This window comes from Blattabacterium sp. (Cryptocercus kyebangensis) (assembly GCF_003226855.1).
Lineage (GTDB): Bacteria > Bacteroidota > Bacteroidia > Flavobacteriales > Blattabacteriaceae > Blattabacterium.
The window spans coordinates 608,735-633,687 of the sequence record NZ_CP029820.1; the positions used below are offsets into that span (position 1 = coordinate 608,735).

General features: G+C 23.0%; 19 protein-coding genes and 3 tRNA genes. 5 read left to right on the forward strand and 17 right to left on the reverse strand.

Annotated elements, in window-relative coordinates:
* Positions 1 to 38 precede the first annotated feature (38 nt).
* Positions 39 to 716 (forward strand): ATP-dependent Clp protease proteolytic subunit, encoded by a 678-nt coding sequence (locus DM815_RS03010; protein WP_110509309.1) that lies wholly within the window; start codon positions 39 to 41, stop codon positions 714 to 716.
* Positions 717 to 724: 8 nt separating this feature from the next.
* Here the strand turns inward: DM815_RS03010 and DM815_RS03015 are convergent.
* The 6 genes from DM815_RS03015 to DM815_RS03040 form a co-directional block, all read right to left on the reverse strand.
* Positions 725 to 798, reverse strand: a tRNA-Arg gene (locus DM815_RS03015).
* Between the two features lie 8 nt (positions 799 to 806).
* Positions 807 to 881, reverse strand: a tRNA-Pro gene (locus DM815_RS03020).
* Between the two features lie 8 nt (positions 882 to 889).
* A tRNA-Ser gene (locus DM815_RS03025) sits at positions 890 to 977 on the reverse strand.
* A gap of 49 nt (positions 978 to 1,026) precedes the next feature.
* Complete coding sequence (locus DM815_RS03030; protein WP_110509311.1) at positions 1,027 to 2,601, reverse strand: HDIG domain-containing metalloprotein; 1,575 nt, start codon at positions 2,599 to 2,601, stop codon at positions 1,027 to 1,029.
* A 100-nt stretch (positions 2,602 to 2,701) separates the two neighbouring features.
* Positions 2,702 to 3,205, reverse strand: coding sequence for an Lrp/AsnC family transcriptional regulator (locus tag DM815_RS03035; protein ID WP_110509312.1), 504 nt, complete (start codon positions 3,203 to 3,205; stop codon positions 2,702 to 2,704).
* 77 nt (positions 3,206 to 3,282) lie between these two features.
* Positions 3,283 to 7,494 carry a translocation/assembly module TamB domain-containing protein gene (locus tag DM815_RS03040; protein WP_235610004.1) on the reverse strand — a complete coding sequence of 1,404 codons (4,212 nt, stop codon included), beginning with the start codon at positions 7,492 to 7,494 and terminating at the stop codon, positions 3,283 to 3,285.
* A 189-nt stretch (positions 7,495 to 7,683) separates the two neighbouring features.
* On the opposite strand from DM815_RS03040, the gene tsaD reads away from it, so the two are divergent.
* Positions 7,684 to 8,715, forward strand: a complete 1,032-nt coding sequence (gene tsaD / locus DM815_RS03050; RefSeq protein ID WP_110509316.1) for a tRNA (adenosine(37)-N6)-threonylcarbamoyltransferase complex transferase subunit TsaD — start codon at positions 7,684 to 7,686, stop codon at positions 8,713 to 8,715.
* Positions 8,716 to 8,721: 6 nt separating this feature from the next.
* On the opposite strand, the gene gcvP is transcribed toward tsaD, so the two are convergent.
* A complete protein-coding gene (gcvP, locus tag DM815_RS03055) occupies positions 8,722 to 11,604 on the reverse strand; it encodes an aminomethyl-transferring glycine dehydrogenase (RefSeq protein WP_110509318.1) in 2,883 nt (960 codons plus the stop codon).
* Between the two features lie 122 nt (positions 11,605 to 11,726).
* Here gcvP and mdh point away from each other — a divergent pair, with 122 nt between their 5' ends.
* Together mdh and DM815_RS03065 are read left to right on the forward strand one after the other, a co-directional pair.
* Entirely contained in the window at positions 11,727 to 12,659 is a 933-nt protein-coding gene (gene mdh / locus DM815_RS03060; RefSeq protein WP_110509320.1) for a malate dehydrogenase, read from the forward strand.
* 15 nt (positions 12,660 to 12,674) lie between these two features.
* Entirely contained in the window at positions 12,675 to 13,211 is a 537-nt protein-coding gene (locus DM815_RS03065; RefSeq protein ID WP_110509322.1) for an NAD(P)H-dependent oxidoreductase, read from the forward strand.
* Between the two features lie 9 nt (positions 13,212 to 13,220).
* Here the strand turns inward: DM815_RS03065 and DM815_RS03070 are convergent, their stop codons facing one another.
* Both DM815_RS03070 and lptB read right to left on the reverse strand, forming a co-directional pair.
* On the reverse strand, positions 13,221 to 13,859 hold the full coding sequence (locus tag DM815_RS03070) for a thiamine diphosphokinase (RefSeq protein WP_110509324.1): 639 nt from the start codon (positions 13,857 to 13,859) through the stop codon (positions 13,221 to 13,223).
* Positions 13,860 to 14,597 (reverse strand): LPS export ABC transporter ATP-binding protein, encoded by a 738-nt coding sequence (gene lptB, locus DM815_RS03075; protein WP_110509449.1) that lies wholly within the window; start codon positions 14,595 to 14,597, stop codon positions 13,860 to 13,862.
* A 132-nt stretch (positions 14,598 to 14,729) separates the two neighbouring features.
* Here lptB and DM815_RS03080 point away from each other — a divergent pair, with 132 nt between their 5' ends.
* Positions 14,730 to 15,944 (forward strand): peptidylprolyl isomerase, encoded by a 1,215-nt coding sequence (locus DM815_RS03080; protein ID WP_235610005.1) that lies wholly within the window; start codon positions 14,730 to 14,732, stop codon positions 15,942 to 15,944.
* A 2-nt stretch (positions 15,945 to 15,946) separates the two neighbouring features.
* Here the strand turns inward: DM815_RS03080 and DM815_RS03085 are convergent, their stop codons facing one another.
* The 8 genes from DM815_RS03085 to folK form a co-directional block, all read right to left on the reverse strand.
* A complete protein-coding gene (locus DM815_RS03085; RefSeq protein ID WP_110509326.1) occupies positions 15,947 to 17,695 on the reverse strand; it encodes an ABC transporter ATP-binding protein in 1,749 nt (582 codons plus the stop codon).
* Entirely contained in the window at positions 17,692 to 18,441 is a 750-nt protein-coding gene (gene truA, locus DM815_RS03090) for a tRNA pseudouridine(38-40) synthase TruA (RefSeq protein ID WP_110509328.1), read from the reverse strand. Before truA ends, DM815_RS03085 begins: the two co-directional genes overlap by 4 nt.
* Before the next feature lie 32 nt (positions 18,442 to 18,473).
* Positions 18,474 to 19,670 carry an aspartate aminotransferase family protein gene (locus DM815_RS03095; protein WP_110509330.1) on the reverse strand — a complete coding sequence of 399 codons (1,197 nt, stop codon included), beginning with the start codon at positions 19,668 to 19,670 and terminating at the stop codon, positions 18,474 to 18,476.
* A 5-nt stretch (positions 19,671 to 19,675) separates the two neighbouring features.
* Positions 19,676 to 21,361, reverse strand: a complete 1,686-nt coding sequence (locus tag DM815_RS03100) for an OstA-like protein (RefSeq protein WP_110509332.1) — start codon at positions 21,359 to 21,361, stop codon at positions 19,676 to 19,678.
* A gap of 44 nt (positions 21,362 to 21,405) precedes the next feature.
* On the reverse strand, positions 21,406 to 21,621 hold the full coding sequence (locus DM815_RS03215; protein ID WP_235610006.1) for a Rid family hydrolase: 216 nt from the start codon (positions 21,619 to 21,621) through the stop codon (positions 21,406 to 21,408).
* 27 nt (positions 21,622 to 21,648) lie between these two features.
* Positions 21,649 to 21,777, reverse strand: coding sequence for a hypothetical protein (locus DM815_RS03225; protein ID WP_255410412.1), 129 nt, complete (start codon positions 21,775 to 21,777; stop codon positions 21,649 to 21,651).
* Positions 21,778 to 21,789: 12 nt separating this feature from the next.
* Positions 21,790 to 24,138: a putative LPS assembly protein LptD gene (locus DM815_RS03110; protein ID WP_110509334.1), complete on the reverse strand. Its 2,349-nt coding sequence runs from the start codon at positions 24,136 to 24,138 to the stop codon at positions 21,790 to 21,792.
* Between the two features lie 137 nt (positions 24,139 to 24,275).
* Positions 24,276 to 24,818, reverse strand: coding sequence for a 2-amino-4-hydroxy-6-hydroxymethyldihydropteridine diphosphokinase (gene folK / locus DM815_RS03115; protein WP_110509336.1), 543 nt, complete (start codon positions 24,816 to 24,818; stop codon positions 24,276 to 24,278).
* Positions 24,819 to 24,953 lie beyond the last annotated feature (135 nt).

The following is a 24,953-nucleotide window of genomic DNA, read 5'->3' on the forward strand; positions in this document are numbered from 1 at the left end:
TTTGATAAAATATTATCCATATATATAAGTAAATAAAAATGAATTATCATAAAAAAAATTCTGAAGAATTTGTGAGATTTGCTGTAAAAGATCAAAGGATAAATAGTTTATTTATAGATCAATATATTAAAATGATGACTCCTTATATTGTTGAAGAACGTAAATTAAATGTAGCTCAAATGGATGTTTTTTCTCGTTTAATGATGGATCGTGTGATTTTTTTAGGAACTCCTATAGAAGATCAAATAGCTAATATAGTTCAGGCACAATTGTTATTTTTGCAATCGGTAGATACATCAAAAGATATACAAATCTATATTAACTCACCTGGAGGTGATGTTCATGCTGGATTAGGAATATATGATACAATGCAGATTATTGAACCAGATGTAGCTACTATTTGTACAGGAGTAGCTGCTTCTATGGCCGCTGTTTTACTTTGTTCTGGAGTTAAAAATAAAAGATCTGGATTGAAACATTCTAGAATTATGATTCATCAACCTATAGGAGGGACCCATGGACAAGCTTCAGATATTGAAATTACCGTTCGTGAAATTTTGAAATTAAAAAGGGAACTTTATGATATTATCTCCATACATTCAGGATCTCCAATTGAAAAAATTGAAAAAGATTCAGATAGAGATTATTGGATGACTTCTGAAGAAGCTAAAGAATATGGGATGATCGACGAAGTACTAAAATCTAAAAAAATATAATAAAAAAATGATCACGACAGGATTCGAACCTGTGACCTACTGCTTAGAAGGCAGTTGCTCTATCCATTTGAGCTACGTGACCCATAAGAATCGGGGTAGCAGGATTTGAACCTACGATCTCCTGGTCCCAAACCAGGCGCGATTACCAAACTACGCCATACCCCGTTAAAAAGCGGAGAATGTGGGATTCGAACCCACGCGATATTTTTTTCATACCGACAGTTTAGCAAACTGTTCCGTTAACCACTCCGGCAACTCTCCTTGTATATGTATATATACAAATCTAAAGTAGATCTATTAAATAAACAAATTAAATAGGGTATTCAATTCTAGTATGATAAATATTTATTAATTTTTTTTTAAGAACTTTTTTTATTTTTTCTATTTCTTTTAAAGTAATATTTGCATTAGAAAATTGATTTTCTTTTTTTTGTTTATTAATAATATTTTCTACTACATTTTCTAGATCTTTGTTAGATGGATTTTTTATACTTTTGGAAGCGGCCTCTACAGAATCACAAATCATAACAATAGCGGTTTCTTTAGAAAATGGTTTAGGTCCAGAATATTGAAATTCTTTTTCATCTACTATTATATTTGGATATATTTTTTTTTGTTTTTCATAAAAAAAATGAACAATACGATTTCCATGATGTGTTCGTATAAAATCCATAATGAGATTAGGCAATTGATATTTTTTAGCTAATTCAATTCCAATTGGGACATGGTCCAAAATAATTTTAGCACTTTCTTTTGGACTTATATTTTCGTGAGGATTAAGTATGTTATACTGATTTTCAGTAAAAAATATAGAATTTTTAATTTTTCCAATATCATGATAAATAGCTCCTATTCTTACTAACAAAGAGTTAGCACCAATAGAAACGGCCGCTTCTTCTGCTATATTTGCTACAGTTAAAACATGTTGTAAAGTTCCTGGAGCTTTTTGAGATAGTAATCTTAGTATTGGGGTATTTATATCGGAAAATTCTAATAATGAAATATCTGAAGTAATATTTAACAATTTTTCAAAAAAAAATATTAATGGATGAACAAATAAAGTTAATATCCCACTAAAAAAAAATAGAGAAAAAGTATATAAGGAAATATTTTCTAAGGATCCTTTACGAATTAAAGTGAGTGAGCAAAAAGTAATGATATAAGTAATAGTTATTTTCCCTACTGAAAAAAATAAATAAGTTACCTTATAAAGGTTCTTTCTTGTTAGCATTACTAAAAAACCTGTAATAACCTGAAGAAAAATAAATTCGGAGCTATTTGGTGTAATTAAAGATAATAATAAAATTGTTATTAAATGGATAAGAAGACTTAAATTTATATTAAAAAAGGCACGAATACTTATAGGAAAAATACAAAATGGAATTAAATATAATGTTTTAGAATGATATATTATAGTTAAGATTGTTATTAAAGATATCAACAAGATATTGATTATTAAGAAATTTATTTTTCTATTATTTTTAAATATTTTGCTTTGGAAATAAAAAAGATATAATATCTTCAATATTATGCTTATCATTAAAAAATATCCTATAATTAAACCATAATACTTTTTTTTATTCCATATTCTAGATTCATTTTCGTTCTTAAAAAAAGAACATGTTCGAAATTTATATTCATCTATAATATTATTCTTTTTCCCTTTTTCAATAAAATGTTTAGTTTTAGTAATAGATTTTGTTTTTTCATATAAAAAATTTTTTTTAGAATCTTTTTTATATGAAACTGGGATATAGTATTCAAAAATGAATACTATATCTTTTTTTGGAAAAAAAAAGGTCAAGGCTAAGATAGAAATAAGTAAGATCAAAATCTTATCTGTAATATTTTTATATAAATCAATCCTTAATAATAATTTAGACATTCCCTTAATAAAAAATTGAAACTATGCAATTTTTTGGAAGGATAAATATTTTCTTAGAAAATTTAAAAAAAGGATAAAAAAAATTGGACAATCTTAAAAATTAAGAAGATTTATATTGTTTCAATATATTAGAAAGCAATCTATTTTCATCATTAATACTTTCTTCTAAACAAATTGTAGATTCTGTTCTAAGAACTCCTTTAATTTCTCCAATTTTAGAAATAACATCTCTAGCATCTGAAGGATCTCTAGCGATAATTCTACAAAAAAGATTATATTTACCGGAAGTTATATATAATTGTACAATATTTGGAATTTTTTTTAATTTTTCTTTGACTAATTTTGATTCACGAGAATCAGATAATATTCCTACAAAAGCTATTAGATTAAAACCTAGTGATTCATATCCTATTATTAATGTACTTCCTTTTATAATACCAGCTTCTTCTAATTTTTTTACTCTTACATGAATAGTTCCAACAGATAAAGGTTTAATTTCTTTACTTATTTTTTTACTTATTTCAGTATATGGAGTTCTAGCATTTAGATTCAGATTTCTGACAATAGTATTATCTATTTCATCTGTATTATATCTTGGAATCATTATTATATATATTTTTTTTTCGTATAAAAGTATTAAAAACACCAAGATACAAAACTTTCTTTTTAAGATTTATTTCCTTATTTTTCAATATATTTTTTATTATTTTTGTATAATTTTTTTTTATGGAAAAAAAATTCATAAATTTTTTTCCATAAATCATCTGATGAAATTTTGTAAACAATTCCACTTCCATAAAGTGGATAAATATCATGATTTATGGTATTTTTTTTCTTAGAAAGAAGAAAGTTATCATTTGGACGAGAAAAAATGGTGAATTTTAAGTGGCTATTTTTAGTACTATGGAGATCTAAATCTAATTGAATTTCTCCTATACTAAATAGACTTCTTTTTTCTTTTTTCATTTTTTTTAGAAGTAATTCTATATTACTTCTTATAGAAATACGATCATTAATCTCATAATATATTGAAGAAAGTAGACTTCTATATTTGTTTTTTTCTCTTTTTTTTATAAAATCGAAATTAACGTTCAATGATGGATTACTTTCTGAAAGTAGATTTCCTATCTGTTTTAAAAAAAAGTCATAAATAAAAGAGGATAAAAAATTTTTTTTTAGAAAATCTTTTAAAAAGAATTTTCCTAAGGTTAAAATAGAAAAAAATTGAATATTTTTTTCTTCATAAGAATTTAATTTTTTGAATAATTTTTTTTGGATTTCTTCATTACTATTTGGAAATAGAATATCTAGATTTAGATTAGGTTTTTTTATGTCTCCATAAATATTCATTTTTAATTTTGTAAATATTATGGGATTATAAGTACTTGAATGATTTTGGATATCTAAATAATCTATTACATTAGATACATATCTTGTATAATATGCTATCAAATTAATATTTGAGTGATCGAAATTATTTGTCCAAGTAATCAATCCACCTGATTTTATTTTAAATCTCTTTTTTAATTTAAAAATTGGAATTTTTTTTTGATTGGAAAAATGATAAAATCCATCTATTACAAAATATTTTCCACTGGTTTGGATATTTGTATCTGGATCTTTTTTTAAAAATAAAGAACCTTTTCCTTTTAGTTCTATAAAATTTTCCAAATTATTATCTAATAATATTGAAACTTTGGTATTCTTATTTATAGATGTTTTTATATTTAAAGAGAAAAAATTTTCTTTATTATCATTTTCTATTTTTTTTATTTCATTTTTTTGGATATCATTTTTATTAAAATGTTTATTATTAGGACTTACAAAGTCAATAAAATTATTTTTTTTATATTTTAATCCTTTTGGGTTGATATATAAATGAGAAGAACTTAAAATATTTCCTTTTTTCATGTAAATTTTTACACTTTTATCTTTTTTTATTATTTTAATTTTTCCATTAGAAAAAATTTTTCCAAAGAAAAAGGTATTACGTTTTTTATTTGTATTTAAAACAAGTAAATTTTTTGTATTTATAGATAAATTTAAATTCCATTGAAAAAAATTATTATGTAATAGATGCCCATTTATATAACCTTTTGTATGGTATTTTGTATCTATAAAAGAAGATGGATTTAAAATAAAAGAATTATGAATAAGATCTATATAAGTTGTATTTATCATTTCATAATCTGTATTTATGGAATTTATTTTTATTCCAAATTTTTTAATTTCTAATTTTCCAAAATAATGAAGATTATCTAAGGATCCTTTAATTTGAATATTCCCTACAATAATTCCTCTTGCTTCACTATTAATTTTTTTCCAAAAAAAGGAAACATCTCTAATATTAAAATTATGAATATTTACATTTAAATCAAGATTTAATTTTTTTTGTAATTCACTATTAATATTTCCAGATAAAAATAAAATTTCAGAAGATCCTTTTTTCAAAATTCCATTTATTTTATAATTTTTCTTATCTGGAAAAGAGTAAATATAAAAATCTCCAAGAACTTTTTTTTCAATTAAAATATTGTTAATTTTTATATTTATTTTATTAAGTTCAATTTTATTTTTTCCTATTTGTAAAATACAAAAACCGTTTGTAGTACCATCAATCATTATATTTTTTCTTGGAATTATTCTTTTTAATTCTATATTTTTTAGTATAAATTGGAATTTATTATAATTATTTTCAATAAAATAGGAATTTATAACAATTATTTTTTTTTCTTTTTCTTTTAAAGTTGAAGATAATACAAGATTATTAATGGTAAACCTCCGATTTAATAAGTCTATTTTTATTTTTCCAATATTATTATTCATATGATTAATAATGAACCAATCATATCCATTTATATTTAGTTTAGAAGAAAGAATAAAAAAAATAAGAAAATTATTTTCCTTACATTTTTTATATGGATCATTAATTTTTTGAAAAATTAAATTAAAGGTTTGTTTTTTTACTTCTTTTTTTTGGAAATTGAAAAAAAAATTGGAATAAATAAATAGAGAGTGATCTCTATCTAAAATAGATAGATCTATATTTTTAAATATAAAATTTTTAAAAAACATCTTTTCAAGAGATAGTTTTATTTTTTCTCTTAAAAAAGAATTTACCTTAATAGAAATATTTTTTATAAAAATTTCATTTAATTGAAATTTTTTGGTAAAAAAACTAATTTTTAGTTTCCTATTTTTTAATAGTCCTGATAATTGAATATTATCAGATTGTATTTTCATTTTTCTTTGTTGATTAAAAAATTTGTAAAAAGATTTATTAATTAATAAATTAAAATAAGCATTTTGTTTTTCTAAATAATTATTTTCTATTTTTTTCTTTGTTATTAAACAATATAACTCATCCTTTAATGATTTTAATAAATTATTCCATCCAAAATGCCCATAAATATGACCGATAATTATATCGGATATATTTATGGACATTTTTTTAAAAAATTTATTTTCATGTGAAAATATTTTTATAAAAAATCTATTTTCATTTTTATATTTAGCTATATTTATAGAAAATTCTTGAAAATATGAATTTTCTTTTCTATTAAAATTTATTTTTGATTCATAATTAGAAAAAAATAAAGTAGTAAAAAAGTTGTGAAAATCATTTTTAACATTCTTTTTCAAAAAAAAATTGTTATAAATTCCTTTAAATTTAAAAATCCATAAATCTGATGGAAAACTACTAAAAAATGATATTTTTGGTAGTTTTAATAAAAAAATATTTTTTTTTTCTGTTAAAATTTTTCCTGTATACTGTATATTTTTATCGTTAATACTAATACCAGTATATATATTTGCTCTAATATTATTATATTGAATATGTCCATTTAGTTTTAAAAACCTTTTTTTTATAAGTATATTTCCTCTATAAATACAACTTTTAGAATAATTTTTTATAAAATTAAATTTTGAATGAAAATTTGATAAAATGAATTTTTGTATTTCATGAGGTGAAATTTTAAGAATGGTTTTTAAAAATTGAATTTCTTTCCATTTATTTCTAAAATAGAAAATATTAATTTTTTCTGAAAAAATCTTATTTCCATAAACATTTTTTATCAAAATTTTAGAAAAAAAAAGTTTTTTATTTAACTTACCATTTATAATACCTTGAATGAAAAACATAGAATTGGAAGACCATTTTTTAGTAGAAAAAAATAGTTCCATTAAATCTATCCCTAATTTAGATCCTTCAAAAATTTCCCCTTGTATATTTCTATTTTTTTCGTAAAAAAACGGATTTTCGTATTCACTATAGAATAGAAATTTTCCTTTCAGAAAACTATTATTTGTTTTTATAAAAAAATTATGAATTTTTAATTTCGAAGGATGATATGTAAAACGGCAGAAAAAATTTTTAATTCTATAATTTTTTCTTTTTATCCATCCATTTAATTTTAAAAAAAATATGGTGGCTTTTATTTTATTATCAATTTTAATATCCTTTATATAAGTAGAAAAATTATTTCTATAATTTTTTTTAGAATTTATATTTTCGTATGTTAAACAAGCGTTTTTTACTTTCAAATTAGAACAAGTAATAATTCCAATAGGATTTTTACTCAAATTCTTTTTTATTATAAATTCTTTTAATAGATAAAATAAATTATTTTCTTTTTCCTTAAAGTATTTTTTAACAAATATTTTTGGATTATCAATAATTAAATTTCCTATATCTAAATATTTTGAATTGATTAAAATATATTGAAATAAATTATTAATAGAAATTTTACATTTGGAAAAATGAATAAAAGAAAATTCGTGATGATCTATGATACTTACATCATGTAAATAAAATTCTTTTTTAAGAATATTAAAAGTTATATTTTTTACATAAATTTTTTTACTACCAATATTCTCCTTTACTTTTTCCAAAAAAAAAAGAAACTATTTTTTCTTGTATTTTCTTTTTTTGATAATAAATAGTATAAATAGTATAAAATATTCCTATTATAAAAAAAAGTACTATTATACAGAATAAAAATATTTTTTTATTTTGAAAAATAAATTTTTTTTTAAAAAAATTATTCATTTCTTATTCTTAAAGATATTGTTATTTTTTTTATGAAAAAAAAACTTATTATTATTGGAATAGAGTCCACATGTGATGATACCGCTGTTTCTATAATTAATAATAGAGAAGTGTTATCTAATGTTATCATACGTCAAAAAATTCATAAAAAATATGGAGGGGTAGTTCCTGAATTAGCTTCAAGATTTCATGATAAAAATCTTATTTTAGCTGTAAATAAAGCTATATCCTTATCAAGGATAGATAGATATGAAATTGATGCTGTATCTTTTTCTTTAGGTCCAGGACTAATAGGATCTTTATTAGTAGGTTCTTCTTTTGCGAAATCTTTTTCAATGGGATTAAAAATTCCTCTACTAACTGTAAATCATGTACAAGCACATATTCTTGTCCATTTTATACAAAATTCGAATATCAATAATTCTTTTCCAAAATTTCCTTTTTTATGTTTAATGATTAGCGGTGGACATACCCAAATAATAAAAGTAAATGATTTTTTTAAAATGGAAATACTAGGATCTACCTTAGACGATTCTGTAGGAGATGCTTTTGATAAGATAGCTAGAATGTTTGGTCTCTATTATCCTGGAGGTCCTCTATTAGATCATTTTTCTAAAAGTGGATGTTCCAAAAAATTTATTTTCTCAAAACCATCCGTGAATGAATTAGATTTTAGTTTTAGTGGATTTAAAAGCCATATTTTACAATTTGTCAAGAATAAATCAAAAAAGGATTCCCTTTTCATTAAAAAAAATTTAGCAGATTTATGTGCTTCTGTGCAAAAAACTATATCAGAAATACTTTTGGAAAAAATACAGAAAGCTACTATAAAGACCGGAATTTTCAGAGTTGTTTTAGCAGGAGGAGTTTCCGCTAATAATGAAATTAGACGTGATTTTCTCCTTTTTGCAAAAAAAAATAAAAAATGGGAAATTTTTATTCCAAAAAAAAAATATGCAACAGATAATGGAGCTATGATAGCTATAACAGGACTACTTAAATACAAAAAAAATTTTTTTGATTCTATAAATGTTACTCCATATTCAAAATTTAAAAAATTCTAAAATATTTTAAGTGCATCTACAAATTAGATTTCTATCTCCATATCCATCATCAATTCGATCGATTGATGGCCAAAATTTTCTTTCTTTCACCCAATTCAATGGATAAGCCGCTTTTTCCCTAGTATAAGGGTATATCCAATCGTTTCCTGTTAATAAATCTAAACTATGAGGTGCATTTTTTAATACATTTTCTTTTTTTGTAAATAGACCGTCTTCTATTTCGTTAATTTCTTCACGTATTTTTATAAGTGTTTCAATAAAACGGTCTAATTCTTCTTTAGATTCACTTTCTGTAGGTTCTATCATCATACATCCTTCTACAGGAAAAGATATAGTAGGAGCATGGAATCCATAATCCATCATTCTTTTTGCTATATCGATAACTTCTATTCCAATACTTTTAAAAACTCTGCAATCTATGATAAATTCGTGTGCTACTGTATTTTTGTTCCCAACATATAATATTTTATAATAATTTTTTAATTTATTCTTTATATAATTAGCATTTAATATAGATATTTCAGTACACTTTTTCAATCCATCTGGACCCAACATACGAATATATGCATAAGAAATTGTTAAAATTAAAGAAGAGCCGTATGGAGAAGAGGAAATGGTCAATTCTTTTTTTTGGTTTGAATTTTTTTGAAAAGGATGATTAGGAAGAAATGGTTTTAAATGAGGGGCTACACAAATAGGACCCATTCCAGGTCCTCCACCTCCATGAGGAATAGAAAAAGTTTTATGTAGATTTATATGACATACATCTATTCCAATTTCTGCTGGTTTAATTAGTCCTATTTGCGCATTCATATTTGCTCCATCCATATAAACTAATCCTCCATACTCATGAATGAGATCTATTATAGATTTTATATTTGATTCATATACTCCATGAGTAGAAGGATAAGTTATCATTAATACAGATAATAAATCTTTATTCTCTTTTACTTTTTTTAACAAATCATTTTGATCGATAGATCCGTCTTTTTTAGTAAAAATTAAAATAACTTTCATTCCAGCTATACTTGCTGAAGAAGGATTAGTTCCATGTGATGAAGTAGGGATTAAGGCTACATTTCTTTTATTTTCTTGTAAAGAATTATGATAAGATTTTATTACCATAAGTCCAGCATACTCTCCTTGAGCCCCAGAATTTGGTTGTAAAGAAACTCCAGAAAATCCCGTTATTTCTTTCAGATATTTTTCCAAGTTTTTAATAATAAATTGATATCCTTTTGTCTGATTATTAGGAGAAAAAGGATGAACATTTCTCCACTCATATTGGCTCAAAGAGAACAATCCTGCAGAGGGATTTAGTTTCATAGTACATGATCCTAACGGAATCATAGAATGATTTAAAGAAAGATCCTTTTTTTCTAATCTTTTAATATAACGCATAAGTTCATTTTCTGAATGAAACTTATGAAAAATTGGATGTCCTAAAAAATTAGATGTTCTTTTTAAAAAATTTGGAATTTTATACTTTTCTTTTTCAATAAAAAATTTTCTGTTTTTTTTCTTACTAACTTCATGAAAAATAGAAACAATATGGTAAATATCTTTTTTACAAGTTGTTTCGTCTAAAGTAATTGTTAAAGAATCTTTATCTACATATCGGAAATTAGTTTTTCTACGTTCAGCTATTTTTTTTAATTTTTCCAAGAAAAAAAAATCTGAATTTTTTATTTTTATTCTAAGAGTATCAAAATAAAATGTATTCATTTGAATAATACTATTCCCAATAGTATTATTCAATAAATATTCTAATTTTTTAGTATTTTCATGAATATTTTCTGCTATTTTTTTTAAACCATTTGGACCATGATATAAAGCATACATAGATGCCATTATAGCAGGTAGTACTTGTGAGGTACAAATATTAGAAGTGGCTTTTTCTCTTTTTATATGTTGTTCTCTTGTTTGTAAAGCCATACGAAATGCTTTTTTATTTTTTCTATCCATTGATTCACCAATAATTCTTCCTGGAAGAAAACGTTTATATCTTTCAGAAGTAGAAAAAAAAGCGGCATGAGGGCCTCCATAACCCATAGGTAGACCAAAAGACTGAGTAGATCCTACCACCACATCTGCACCCCACTCTCCAGGAGGTTTTAACAAAGTTAGGGATAATAAATCAGTGGATACTATTACTGAGATATCTTTCTTTTTTGCATATTTTACTGTTTCAAGGTAGTCATATATTTCTCCTGAAGGAGAAGGATAAGAAAGTAATAATCCAAATATTTTTTCTTTTTTATATTCGTGTAATTTTCCATGAAAATCTTTAATTAAATTTATTCCTAAACCGTAACATCTTGTTTTTAGGATGGAAAATGTCTGTGGAAAAACTTCATCTGAAACAAAAAAATAGGAAAAATTTTTTCTTATCTGTTTTTTTTTTAAACTTTCCTTATAAATCATTAACATAGCATCAGCTATAGCTGTTCCTTCATCTAACATAGAAGCGTTACTAATTTTCATTCCAGTAAGATCTGAAATCATAGTCTGAAAATTAATTAAAGCTTCTAAACGTCCTTGAGATATTTCAGATTGATAAGGTGTGTAAGGGGTGTACCAACTTGGATTTTCTAAAATATTTCTTTGAATTACAGCTGGAGTTATAGTATTTTTATACCCTAATCCTATATAAGAACGATAAATTTTATTTTTTTTACTAATTCTATAAATATGATTTAAATATTGATATTCAGAAATAGAATTTGGAAGATTTAATCGTTTTTTTAAACGTATTTCTTTTGGAATAGTATTATTTATTAAATCTTTTATGGATTTGTATTTTAATATTTTCAACATTTCGTGAATTTCTTCACAAGAAGGCCCTATATGTCTGGAATAGAATTTTTTTATAAAAAAATCCTCACTCATAAAAATAGAAATTGTGTTTAACTTCAGTAAAGTTAGAGAAATTTAGAGAAATCTTTCATAAAGAAGATCGTTAAGAACGATCGTTTAAAAAATTTATATATTAATATCAAAAAAAATTAAAAATGAAAATTACTATTATTGGAGCAGGAAATATAGGAACATCATGTGCTAGTTTATTAGCTAGAATAGATATAGTAGAAGAAATTGTTTTATTGGATATAAAAGATAAATTAGCTGAAGGGAATAGTTTAGATATATCTCAAATGTTACCTCTTGTTGGATCAAATACTCATGTTATTGGTATTACTAATGATTATTCAAAATCGAAAAATTCCGAAATAATTATTATCACTTGTGGATTGCCTAGAAAACCAGGAATGAGTCGTGATGATTTAGTAAATATCAATGCAAAAATTATTCATACTGTAACTAAAAAATCTATTTATTTTTCTCCAAATGCAAAATTTATAATTGTTTCTAATCCACTGGATGTGATGGCTTATGTATGTTATAAAACGGCTAAAATAGATTCTTCTCGTGTTATGGGTATGGCAGGAATATTAGATTCAACTAGATATCGTTATTTTTTGTCAAAAGAATTAAATTGTTCTCCTCATGATATACAAACTTTATTACTAGGAGGACATGGTGAGACTATGGTCCCTTTATATAGATATACTTCTATATCTGGAATCCCTATCATGGAATTTTTATCGAAAGAAAAAAATCAGATTATTATTGAAAAAACCAAAAATGGGGGTGGGGAAATTGTAAATTTATTGGGGAAATCCGCTTGGATAGCTCCTAGTGAATCCGTTGTGAATATGGTAAAAGCTATTCTTAAAAATTCCAAACGAATTTTATCGTGTTCTGTTTTTTTAAATGGAGAATATAATTTGAAAGATATGTATTTAGGAGTTCCAGTTGTTTTAGGAAAATATGGAATAGAAAAAATTATAGAATTACAATTGAACAAAGAAGAAATATTTCTTTTGAGAAATTCTGCTAATCATATAAAAAATATGATGAAAAAATTGAATGATATCAATTTCTAAATTTTTTATTTAATCATGAAAAATAAGATTTTATTTTTAGTAGCTCATCCTAATATAGAAAAATCTATTCTAAATAAAAGAATTATACAGAATATTCATGATAAATGTAAAGAAAATATTATTATACGAAAATTATATAACATTTATCCTGATTTCAAAATCAAGGTAGAGGAAGAAATAAGGATTATTTTGGATACAAAATTTATAGTATTTCAATTTCCATTTTATTGGTATAGTTATCCCTCCCTTTTAAAAGAGTGGAAGGATCAGGTTTTTACAAAATTATATGAAAAAAAATCTCTTTCTGGAAAACATTTATTGGTATCTATTACTACTGGATCAGAAAAAAAAACATTTCATGCAGGAGAAAAAAATAATTTTACTATAGATGAATTCTTACGCCCTATTCAACAAACAGCCCATATTTGTAATATGGTTTATCATGGATATGTTCATATTTCAATACATAGGGTAAAAATGGATGGAAATTTATGTGATTTGGAAAATCATACAGATAAAATTATTTTTAGGATTAACCAATGGATACAATAAAAAATACTGTTATCTTTCTACAAAGATTAATAGTTCTCCTTTTTTATAACTTATTTCTATTTGTGGTTCAGTAGCTACGTTTCTAATTCCTATACGTTTACCTATTTTCAATAATCCATCATTGATAGGATACTTTAGACCATGAGTTAATAATCCTTCTACTTTTGGAAATGGAAAAAGGGAAACCTTTTTATTTTTTTTCTGATAAAAAAAAATTTTTTTATCAGAAAAAAAATAATAATGATAATTGTCATGAAAAATTATGGATAATTTTTTTTTATATTTCAAAGCCGTAGATAGATTTCCTAAAAAATGATCTTGTTCGCTACCACTAGCGCCCCAAACATTTATATTTAAAAATCCTTTAGAATATATTATTCGTAAAGCTTTATCAAAATCGGAATAATTTTGATCTTTGGTTTCAAAAATTTCAAAAAATTTATTTTTTTTTCCTAAAATATCCTTTTTTAAAAGAGAATCAAAATCTCCACTAATAGAATCCACTTGTACCCCCATTTTTTTTAAATAGTAAAAAGCTCCGTCCACTGCAAATATTTTTTTGTAAAAAAAATATTTTTTGAAAAAAATATTAGGAGGATCTCCATTAAGAAACAATCCAACTTCTGGACCTTGAAAACGATGATCCATTTATTTTTTTATTTTATGATTTTTTAGAAAATGATTTCCTAAATAAACTTTTCTTACCATAGAATCTTTTATCAATTCTTTAGAAGGTCCATCTTTCAATATTTTTCCTTCAAACATTAAATAAAGACGATCTGTAATTATAAAGGTTTCCTGTACATTATGATCGGTAATCAATATACCAATTTTTTTCTTTTTTAAAGAAAGAATAATTTTTTGTAATTCTTCTATCGCGATAGGATCTATTCCAGAAAAAGGTTCATCTAAAAGAATAAATCTAGGATTTGAAGCTAAACATCTAGCAATTTCAGTACGTTTACGCTCCCCTCCAGATAAAAGATCTCCCCTGTTTTTTCGTATATGTTGTAATCCAAATTCTTCAAGAAGTTGTTCTGTTTTTTTTTTCCTTTCTTTATAAGAATTTTTTTTCATTTCTAATATGCATAAAATATTATCTTCTACAGATAATTTTCTAAATATAGATGGTTCTTGTGATAAATATCCAATTCCTTTTCTAGAACGTTTATATATTGGGTAGTTTGTAATATTTTCTTCATTAAGAAGAACTTGTCCTTGATCCGGTCTAATAAGCCCTACGATTATATAAAAAGAGGTTGTTTTTCCAGCCCCATTTGGTCCAATTAGACCAACTATTTCTCCTTGATTTAACCAAAAAGAAACATTTGTTACCACATTTCTTTTTTTATATTTTTTGTATATATTTTTAGCTATCAAAGTCATGATTATAATAATCTTTATTTTTAATAAATCAATTTGATTGTTAAATTGCAAATTTATTTATGTTTTATGATAAAAAATATTTTATTTAAGTTTAATTTTTTTCTAAAAAAAGGATATTTATATTTTTTTTTGATGATTTTTTTTAATTTTTCTTTTTCTTTAGAATTAGAAAAAGTAAATGGGATTTCTGTTATAATAGGAGATGAAATTATCTTAGATTCCGAGATAAAAAATTATTTAGATTATAATAAAAATATTTCTTCCTGTAAGGGATTAGAAAATTTGTTAATTCACAAATTAATTCTTTATTATGCAAAAAAAGATCCAAGTTTACAATTTGATGATCAAGAATTAGAAACAAAAGTATCTAATATTTTAGAAAATCAAGAAAATTTTTTAAAAACATTAAATAAAAATTCCTATACTGAGGAATTTTTAGAAGAATTAACTGAAACTATCAAAAATAATCAGTATATAGAGAAATTCTATCAAAAAATAATAGAAGATATAGAAGTATCTCCTGAAGAAGTAAAATATTTTTTTAATAAAAAAAAGGATAAACTACCTATGATTCCTAAAAAAATATGTATTTCTTATATGATTTTCTATCCAAAATTAAGTGAAAAACACAGGAATAAAATTTTTAATTTTTTGAAAAAAATTAAAAAGGAAATTCATTTTGATAGAGATTTTTCTACAAAAGCAATTTTATTATCAGAAGATTATTCTTCTGCATTGAAAGGAGGTTTGATTAAGGGATTAAAAAAGAAAGATATACCAAAAGAATTTAAACGTATAGTTAATTCTCTAAAAGAAAAACAAATATCTGAACCTTTTGAAACAAATTTAGGATTTCACTTAGTAAAAGTAGAAGAAAAAAGAGGAGATGAAATAGATATAAGGCATATTTTAATCAAACCTAAATATACAAAAGAAGAATTAACCAGAACAAAATCGTTTGTAGACTTAGTAAAAAATCGTTTAATAAATCATGAAATTTCTTTCGAAACTATTCCAAATGAAAATCCTATAAATAATCAAATAGTAGATTCTTTCATATGGAAAAAGATTTGTATAGGAGAAGAAAATCTATCAAAAAAAATGAAAAAATCTTTAATTCATTTAAACAATGGAGAAATTTCTGATACGTATAAAGAAATTTTAAATGGAAAGGAAGCTTTTTTTATTGTTAAATTATTGGAAAGGATCCCTTCTCATCCAATTTCTTTTGAAAGAGATTATACAAAATTAAAAAATTGGGGAAAGATTATAAAACAAGAAGAAAAAATTAAAAATTGGGTAAAAAATAAATTGAAAAAAACTTACTTAAAAATAGTTTGTCCATAACATTATATTATTTTTTTATTAAATGTTTCTTTATATAATTCTGCATAATATCCATTTAATTGAATTAAATCTTTATGGGGTCCTTTTTCTACAAGGACTCCATTATTGAGAACTAATATTTTATCTACATTTTTTAATGTAGAAAGCCGATGACTGATAATAATCGAAGTTTTATTTTTAGTTAAACGATATGTAGCATGATAGATCAATTTTTCTAATTCTTGATTTAAAGATGTTGTTGCTTCATCTAGGATAAGTATGGAATAAGGATGTATTTGTACTCTTAAAAAAGCAATTAACTGTTTTTCTCCAAGCGATAAAAGATCACCTCTTTCTTGTACAATATATTTATATCCATTAGGTAAAGATTTTATAAATCTATGTATTCCTATTTTTTTTGCCATTTTTTCTATTTCCATTAGGCTAATGGAAGAGTTACCTAAAGTTATATTATTAATAATAGAATCATTAAATAAAAATGTATCCTGTGTAACTACTCTTATATGAGATCTTAAATTTCTAAGTTCAATATCTTTAATTCCATATCCATCAATCAAAATTTTACCTTGTTTTATCTCGTATAATCTGGAAATTAAATTCGTAATGGTAGATTTACCAGAACCCGTAGATCCTACTATAGCTACATTTTCTCCAGGAAGTATTTCAAAAGAAATGCCTTTAATAGCCATTTTTTCATTATTTATATAGGAAAAATAGACATTATGAAATACAATATGTCCTTTTAATTTTTTAATTTTTATATTTCCTCTATTAATAATTATATCCTCAGAATTTAATATAGAAAATATACGTTCTATACCAGCAATTCCTCTTTGTATAATATTAAACCTATCTGCTATTTGACGCATGGGACGAAAAATAAGGTAAATAAAAAAAATAAAAGCAATGATTTGTCCTGATTTTATATTATTCCCTATACTTTCAATTGAATAAAATCCTCCATAAAATATTACAATGCTTATTGTAGAAGCAGATATAAGTTCAACTATTGGAAAAAATATAGAAAAATAAAAAATAGTTTTAAAATGAGCATTCATCAATTTTTGATTGATAGATTTGAATTTTAAATATTCTTCTCTTTCTTTATGGAAGAGTTGTATTATAGACATACCTACGATCTTTTCTTGTAAAAAACTGTTTAAACGTGAAGTTTGTACACGTTCTTTATGAAAAGTTTTTTTTAATGTTTTTTGAAAAAAACGAGTAATCAAGTACATAAATGGAATAGTAAAAAAAATAATAATAGATAATTTTTTATGCACTGTATACATCATAATTACAATCATCATTATTCTTAAAATATCTCCAGATACAAGTAATATACCATCGTTAAATATTACAATGATAGTTTCTATATCCGAAACAGAATAGGAGACAAGTTTTCCAATTGGTGTTTTGTTAAAAAAAGAAGTTTTAAAAGATAATAATTTTTCAAATAAAAGAATTCTAATTTTTTCAACAACTTTTTGAGCAAGAATATTAGATAAATATAATAAAATAAAATGGGATACACTTTCTAAGATAAGAAGCAGAATAATCCATATTAAAATATTTTTAAGACCAAAAAAATCCATATAAACTATATGAACATCTATAGCTTTCTGTATCAATTTAGGGCGATAAGCAGATATAAAAGATATTAATATAGAAATGATAATTATTGTTATTAGAATAAGTTTATAACTTAAACTAATTCTTAAAAGTTGTTTCAAGGAAGATTTTTTTTTCATAAAAAAATATCCTCTGGATAAAGAATTTTAGAAAGAAATAAACCACATGGAGGTGGTATTGTTTTACTACAATAATCCTTATTTTTTAACTCTATAATTTCTATAAATCTATTTATGCTAATTTTTTCTCTTCCTACGTCAATTAATGTACCAATTATACCCCTTACCATATTTCTTAAAAATCTATTAGCTTCAATAGTAAAACAAAAATGAGTATTTTTTATTGACCAATTTGCATAGTATATTTCACATATATTATTTTTTTTTTTATTTTCTCTATTTTTTTTAGAAAAAGAACTAAAATCTTTATATTTCATTAAAATTTTAGTAGCCTTATTCATACGTTTAATATTTAATGGATAAAAACAATACCAAGAAAAATCTTGAAAAAAAGGATTTTTTTTATATGTTAAATAATATTTGTAGGTTCTACTTATCGCATTAAATCTAGCATGAACATTTTTTTTTACTGGAAAAATATTGAGGACATGAATAGATTTAGGCAAAAAAATATTTAATTTTTTAATAAAATTCTTGTTGATTTTTTTTTCAAGATCAAAATGGGCAAACATTTGTTTTGCATGGACCCCTCTATCTGTTCTTCCAGCTCCTACTATATTTATAGGAGTTTTTAATAATATAGATAAACAATATTCTAATTTTTCTTCTACAGAATTCACTGTATTCTGTATTTGCCATCCATGGTAATCCTTTCCATTATAAGCTAATTCAATAAAAAATCTCATTTTTTTTTGGAAAAATAGAAAACAACATTTTATTATCTTTTCTTAAGGTTATTCAAACATTCTATAATAATAGAACATCCTTTTTGAATTTCTTTTTCCGTAATAGTCAATGGAGGAGAAATACGCAAAGATCTACTATGAAATAAAAAACGAAAAAGAATTAATCCTTTTTTTATACAAGATTGTAATACCTCATCAACATGATTTTTGTGTTTTAATTCAAAAGATAAAAGAAGTCCTTTTCCATGAATATTTCTTATTTGGTCATGAACTAAATATTTTCTAATCCATTTTTCTTTTATAGAAACTTTTTCAATAATATTAAACTCCATAAGTTGATTTAATGTAGTTAAAGAAGCTGCTGCAGCTACGGCATTACCTCCAAAAGTGGTTATATGCCCCATTGGAGCATTATCAGAAAAAGATTTCATAATTTCATCTGAGGACATAAAACCACTAATAGGCATTCCTCCACCCATTCCTTTTCCCATTACCAAAATGTCAGGGACAATTCCATAATGTTCAAAAGCAAAAAATTTTCCTGTTCTTCCAAATCCAGTTTGGATTTCATCCAGTATCATTAAAGAATTTCTTTTTTTACATTGTTTTTTTACTTCTTTTAGAAAAGAATTGTTAGGTAAGACCACTCCTGCAGAACTTTGTATGGTTTCCAAAATAACACAAGCTGTTTTATCTGTAATAGAGGAGATCAATTCATCTATTTGGTTAAATGTTATAAATTTAACCAATGGTAGTAGAGGTCTAAAAAGTCTTTTATTTTTTTCATATCCCATAACACTCATGGATCCTTGTGTACTTCCATGATAAGCTAATTTACAAGAAATAATTTCTTCCCTTCCTGTATAACATTTTGCTAGTTTTAATGCTCCTTCTACAGCTTCAGTTCCAGAATTAACCAAATAAGTTTTATTTAGTGGATATGGAGTAATTTCTGCAAGTTTTTTACAAAGTTTTACACAAGGTTCCTGTATAAATTCACCATAACCCATAGTATGTAAATACTTTTCTACCTGATTTTTTATAGATTCTTTTATTTTTTTATTTCCGTGTCCTAAAGTATTTACAGAAAGACCTGCAATAAAATCTAAATATTTTTTTCCATCTTTTCCATAAATATAATTACCATCTGCATAATCTACTGAAATTTTCATAGGAGTAGATGTTATTTGAGTTTGATATCGAATAAAATCTTTCTCTAATTTTTTCATACATATTAATTTTTTTTTCTTAACTTTTTGATTTCTTCATTTTCTTCTAAATTTTCTTTTCTATATTTTTTCATTTTCTCATAGATTAAATATTTTTTATTTTTAGATTTTTCATCTTCTCTCCAAGAAAATTTAGAAAAAAATAAATTTTTTTTAGATCTATTATTAGATAGGATAATTAGTTTTGAGTTTGCTTTTTCTAAACAGGAAATTTTTTTTATTTTTTTCCCTTTTTCTAAATCTGCATATATAATTTTACAAGAAGATTTATTGATTATTTTTTTTCCATTATATAAAGGATTATTATAAAGAAAAACAAGGCTTTCAGCATCTCCTTGAACCAAAATTTTTTCTAAAACATTTTTTTTATCAAAAAAACCTATCATAATTTCTCCTTTGATCTGATTAAATTCTTCTAAATTTATTTTTTTTATATAAAAAGCATTTTTGATAATTTTCAAATAATCTAAAAAAAAACCATTCTTAAGATGAATAGAAATGGAATCTCCAGTTATTTGTTGTTTTTTTATCCAAAAAATTGGATTTCCATTAAATTTTATGGAATTATTGGATGGTTCATATCTCAAGGAATCACTTTTTATTTGAAGTTCTTCATTTAAAAAAAAACCTATAACAGGAAAAAATTGAATTGAGAATATAGAATCCTTTTTTAAGTTTATTATGATTTTATCAGAATAAATAAAAAAAGAATCCTCTTTAGGATCTATTTTTATAGATGCTGTATTCCTTTTTAAGGAAATTAATCCAGAGTCTAAATCAAAATTTCCATTATCTCCTATAAAGAAATATCCTTTTTTTTTATCTTCAAAAAGAACATTTTTTATAAATCCATATTTTTTATTGTGATCAAAAAACCAATATTTTCCTTTTATAATTTTATCATTATAGTGAAGACTACAATATTCCTTGGACAAAAAGATATTTTTTTTTAGAAAAAAAGTACCTGATTTAGCATAGAAAAAATTATCCAATTTATTATTATTTTTTACTATAATAGTCGGGCTATATAATGTTAGTTTATCTATTGAAAATAGATATTCTATTGAATTGGAGTATACTGTATAATTTTTACTAATTAATTTTACTTCATATTTTAATTTTGCTTTTTTTTTTAGAGGAAAAAAAAATCCTTCTTTGCTATAGATATTATAATCTTTATAAAAAAGGAAGCTTCCTTTTTTATAAAAAATTTTCTTAAGATTAAGATCGTATTCTAAAATATTGGTATATAATTTAAATTCATCCAAGAATAAAATCACGTTTTTGATTGCCTGAAGAAATTTTTTTCTAAAATTATAATTAATAGTATTTGCTGTTAATTTTATATTTCCTTGAACTAAAATAACTTTACCTGAGGCTTTCAGGTTATTCATATTTTCGGAATATTCTATTTTTTGAGAAAAAATTTTGTTTTTTTCTGATTTTAATTGAACATTTCCATATCCGTAAAATTGATTATTTTTTTTATAGATAGCTTGATCACAAAAAAGGTGATATTCATTATGTTTAAAATGGACATGCCCAGTTAGAAAAACAATATCATTATGATCTTTTTTTTGTATAAAATCGGCATGAATTAATTTTATAGATTTTTTAGGATTCTTGTTAAAAGAATAGTCAATATTAAGGAAAAATAATATAATTAATAAAAAATAATATTTTGAACTCATTTATTCATAAGGAATAAAAGGCTTATTTTCATCTTTGATTCTATCTATATTCTATTAAAGATATTTCTATATTCGTATTTTTTTGGTAATCCCAAAACTTGTATGGTTTCTCTAGAAGGAGAATCTATTTCATGAAAAAATTTATAATAAGAATAATTTATTTTAGGATAATCCTCTATTTTTATTATAAATAAAGAAGTTTTTATAATTTTTTTAAAATTTACCCTATCTTCTGAAAGAATAATTTTCAAATTTTTCATAACTTTTTCTGTTTCTAATTCTATTGTTTAAGAAATTAAATTTCCAGTTTTTGGATCAATGGAAATTTGTACAGATACAAATAAAAAATTTTCTATCAATACATATGTTCTATATGGTCCATAAGATAGAATTCTTTCTGATTTTATTTTTTTCATTTTATGAATTTATTAATAATAATGTATTTCTTTATACTGTAATAAATTACTTAAATTTTGATCTTTTATTCCAATAAAAAAAGACCAGTAACGATCTTCTCCTATGGGAGTCCAGTCAAAATTCATTTTAAAACTTCTCAAATCTCTGTAAAAAACAATCTTGAAAAAGGTTATTTTATGTCTCAATAAATTGTAATCCGTATTTATTTCTATATTCCAATATTTTGTTAGATTTATAGATCCATTTATACTTAGAAAAGTGTTGAATAATTTTTTTTTCTTAAAAGAACTTTCATAAGTTGAATTTAAATCAATTTTAAGATTCAATGGAATTGGATATATTGCATAATTGTATTTATCAAAATAAAAGTATTCATAACGATTTTTTCCTTTTTTTTCATATTTATTATCAACAAAATTTATTTCATTTTCAAAATTTCCATGAAATGAGAAATTAAAATACATTCTTTTTTTTTCTTTTCTATCATGGAAAAAATTACTATTTTTCCGTTTTTCATAGAAATTTATCCCACCTTTATATTTCATTTTTAAATACTTCGTAAAATTAGTATAGCCCATAAAATGGAATTTTTCTAAATGAAAAGAATTTTTATCAAAAAAATAAAAATTCTTTACCTGAAAAAGGTCAATTATTTTTATTTTTTTGTATGAAAATTCTTTTAAATTCTTATTATTTTTTATTTTCAATTCCAAATTGTTATTTAATATGAAACTGATTCTATTTTTAATAAAATTTTCTTTATTATCATTATTTACAGGAAGATAAGATTTAATTCTAAAAGAAAATATAGGGGACATTTTATGTCTCAATAAAAAAGATCTATTATTTAATTCTAAAAATCCTTCTATAGAAGAAAATAATATGTCTGTTAATGCATCTGTCGTTTGAAATAAGGAGGAGGTCCATGAATTCAAATTCAAAGTAGAATATCCTTTATAATGAATTCTTGGAGAAATTTTTAAATAAGGATAAATAGGAATAAAGGTATAAATATTTATAGTATGATTGATACCAGTTTGGATATTTGTTTTTTGTTTTATTTTTTTTAGTAGAGGAGGAATTGAATAATATTCGATAGAATTATGTGCAAATATATGATAATCCATAATTAATGGATAAAAAAACGGATTTTTTGTAAAAAAAGGTTTTTTTCGCATGGAAATGCTAATTTCTGGAATTCTTAATTTCGTTTCTCCTTTATTTCTTTTCTGAATTATATATGCTTCCATGTTCAAAAAATAATTCTGAAAAATTTTTTTTATACTAATATTAGAAATATTCATTTCTTCATTTTCATTTCCTCTGGATATAATTGGAGAAAAATTATCGAAATAATAATTTATATCTGCGTTAAATTTTATTTCAGAATTTGAATTATAATCTTTATTATGCTTCCACTGAATTTGATAATCAAATTTTTTATTTGATAAATATTGATAATTAAAATGAATGGATCCATTATACGCATATTTCAATTTATATTCCATTTCTGTTTCTAATTTCCATCTTTCTCCTCCATATATCGAACTGGAAATTATAAAATTAAAATAATCGGAAATAGGGAAATAAAAACCTATATTTTCTACAGATATTTTCTTATTTTGAATCAAAAACCTAGGATAGGTAATTCCAAAAGAAGAAATTTCACTATTATTTTTTTTCAAAGGAATATATAAAAATGGAAAAATTATAGGAATGGGGACTTGATACCAATAAAAAAAAACAGGTCCGGTAATAACCGCTTTTTTTTTATGAAAATATTTCAAGAAATCTGTTTTTAAATAAAAATCAGGATTTTTATCTTTTTTATCCATAAAAAATGGATCTGCTGTATAAATCACTTTTTTCATTAAACTATAATCATTCTCTTTTTTGATATCCTTTGCTATAATAACATAATCTTTTTCTTGTATATAAATATTTTCTGCATTCCATTTCTTATTATCTAAATTTATGTGAAAACGGCTAGAAGTATAATATCGATTATCTCCTTTTTGGATAACAATTACATTTTCTTTTTTCCCTATAGCATATAAATCACCATTTTTCCAATTAAATTCTATACGATCTGCTTCTATTTTTGTATCAAGATATTCTATAAATGTATTTCCATATAAATAAGATTTCCCCTCTTCTATATTATGTTCTTGTATATTTGAACGATATTTTATAACAATATTATTTAATTTTGTTTTTTTGTTCAAATTCAAATAATTTTCAATTTTAGATTCATCAATTGGTTTAAGCTCTTCTTTTTTTACCTCTGCATAACTAAAAATAGTATATAGAAAAAAAAAGAATATTATTGCGGATATAGAAATCCATTTTTTTGTATACAACTTAATTAAGTTTTTAAAAAAAAATTCAATTAACCAGATTTATTAATAATTATTAATATTATTTAAAATAATTAATATATATAAAAAATTCTGTTGTACAGAATTTTATAGGATACATCAGGATATATAAAAAGAATTTATTCAAATTCTATTTTTTTTATTTTTAACTTATCTTCACAAACTCCTAATATTTCTAAAAGAGTAGTATTAAATATAGGATGATATTTTTTGGGTGAAATTTCACACATAGGAACTAAAACAAATTTTCGAAGATGTAATAAAGAATGTGGAATAGTTAAAATAGAACTATGTATTATAATTTGATCATAAAATAAAATATCAATATCAATTTCTCTATCTTTATAAGATTTTTTATTTTTGGATGATAGATCTTTTATTTTTTTATTCGTTATGGATTTTTTTCTTAAAAAAAATTCGATATCATAAATTTTTTCTAATAGATCAATAGGAGAATAAAATGTTTTTACATACAAAGCTCTATTGTAAAAAGGATATGTATCTTTGTGCATATTCCAAGCTTCGCTTTCAAAATAAGAAGATTTTTGAATTATTTTTCCAATTTTTTGGGAAATTAAAGCTAAAGATTCATCTAAATGCTTTTTTCTATTTCCTTTATTACTTCCTTGTAATAAAAAAACATTGTGTTCTTTCAATAACATTTGTAATAAATATACTAATTAAATACATATATTTTTTTTATGTATGTTATTTTTAAAATTTAGAAAAATATTTTTAAATTAAGTGAATATTTATATGGATTCATATCATAAAAAAAATATAAATAAAAAATATTA

Bases quoted from the DNA above. Each gene is read 5' to 3' on its own strand.
- DM815_RS03010 (WP_110509309.1), top strand. From the start codon at position 39: ATGAATTATCATAAAAAAAATTCTGAAGAATTTGTGAGATTTGCTGTA.
- DM815_RS03030 (WP_110509311.1), bottom strand. From the start codon at position 2,601: ATGTCTAAATTATTATTAAGGATTGATTTATATAAAAATATTACAGAT.
- DM815_RS03035 (WP_110509312.1), bottom strand. From the start codon at position 3,205: ATGATTCCAAGATATAATACAGATGAAATAGATAATACTATTGTCAGA.
- tsaD (WP_110509316.1), top strand. From the start codon at position 7,684: ATGAAAAAAAAACTTATTATTATTGGAATAGAGTCCACATGTGATGAT.
- gcvP (WP_110509318.1), bottom strand. From the start codon at position 11,604: ATGAGTGAGGATTTTTTTATAAAAAAATTCTATTCCAGACATATAGGG.
- mdh (WP_110509320.1), top strand. From the start codon at position 11,727: ATGAAAATTACTATTATTGGAGCAGGAAATATAGGAACATCATGTGCT.
- DM815_RS03065 (WP_110509322.1), top strand. From the start codon at position 12,675: ATGAAAAATAAGATTTTATTTTTAGTAGCTCATCCTAATATAGAAAAA.
- DM815_RS03070 (WP_110509324.1), bottom strand. From the start codon at position 13,859: ATGGATCATCGTTTTCAAGGTCCAGAAGTTGGATTGTTTCTTAATGGA.
- lptB (WP_110509449.1), bottom strand. From the start codon at position 14,597: ATGACTTTGATAGCTAAAAATATATACAAAAAATATAAAAAAAGAAAT.
- DM815_RS03080 (WP_235610005.1), top strand. From the start codon at position 14,730: ATGATTTTTTTTAATTTTTCTTTTTCTTTAGAATTAGAAAAAGTAAAT.
- DM815_RS03085 (WP_110509326.1), bottom strand. From the start codon at position 17,695: ATGAAAAAAAAATCTTCCTTGAAACAACTTTTAAGAATTAGTTTAAGT.
- truA (WP_110509328.1), bottom strand. From the start codon at position 18,441: ATGAGATTTTTTATTGAATTAGCTTATAATGGAAAGGATTACCATGGA.
- DM815_RS03095 (WP_110509330.1), bottom strand. From the start codon at position 19,670: ATGAAAAAATTAGAGAAAGATTTTATTCGATATCAAACTCAAATAACA.
- DM815_RS03100 (WP_110509332.1), bottom strand. From the start codon at position 21,361: ATGAGTTCAAAATATTATTTTTTATTAATTATATTATTTTTCCTTAAT.
- DM815_RS03215 (WP_235610006.1), bottom strand. From the start codon at position 21,621: ATGAAAAATTTGAAAATTATTCTTTCAGAAGATAGGGTAAATTTTAAA.
- DM815_RS03225 (WP_255410412.1), bottom strand. From the start codon at position 21,777: ATGAAAAAAATAAAATCAGAAAGAATTCTATCTTATGGACCATATAGA.
- folK (WP_110509336.1), bottom strand. From the start codon at position 24,818: ATGTTATTGAAAGAACACAATGTTTTTTTATTACAAGGAAGTAATAAA.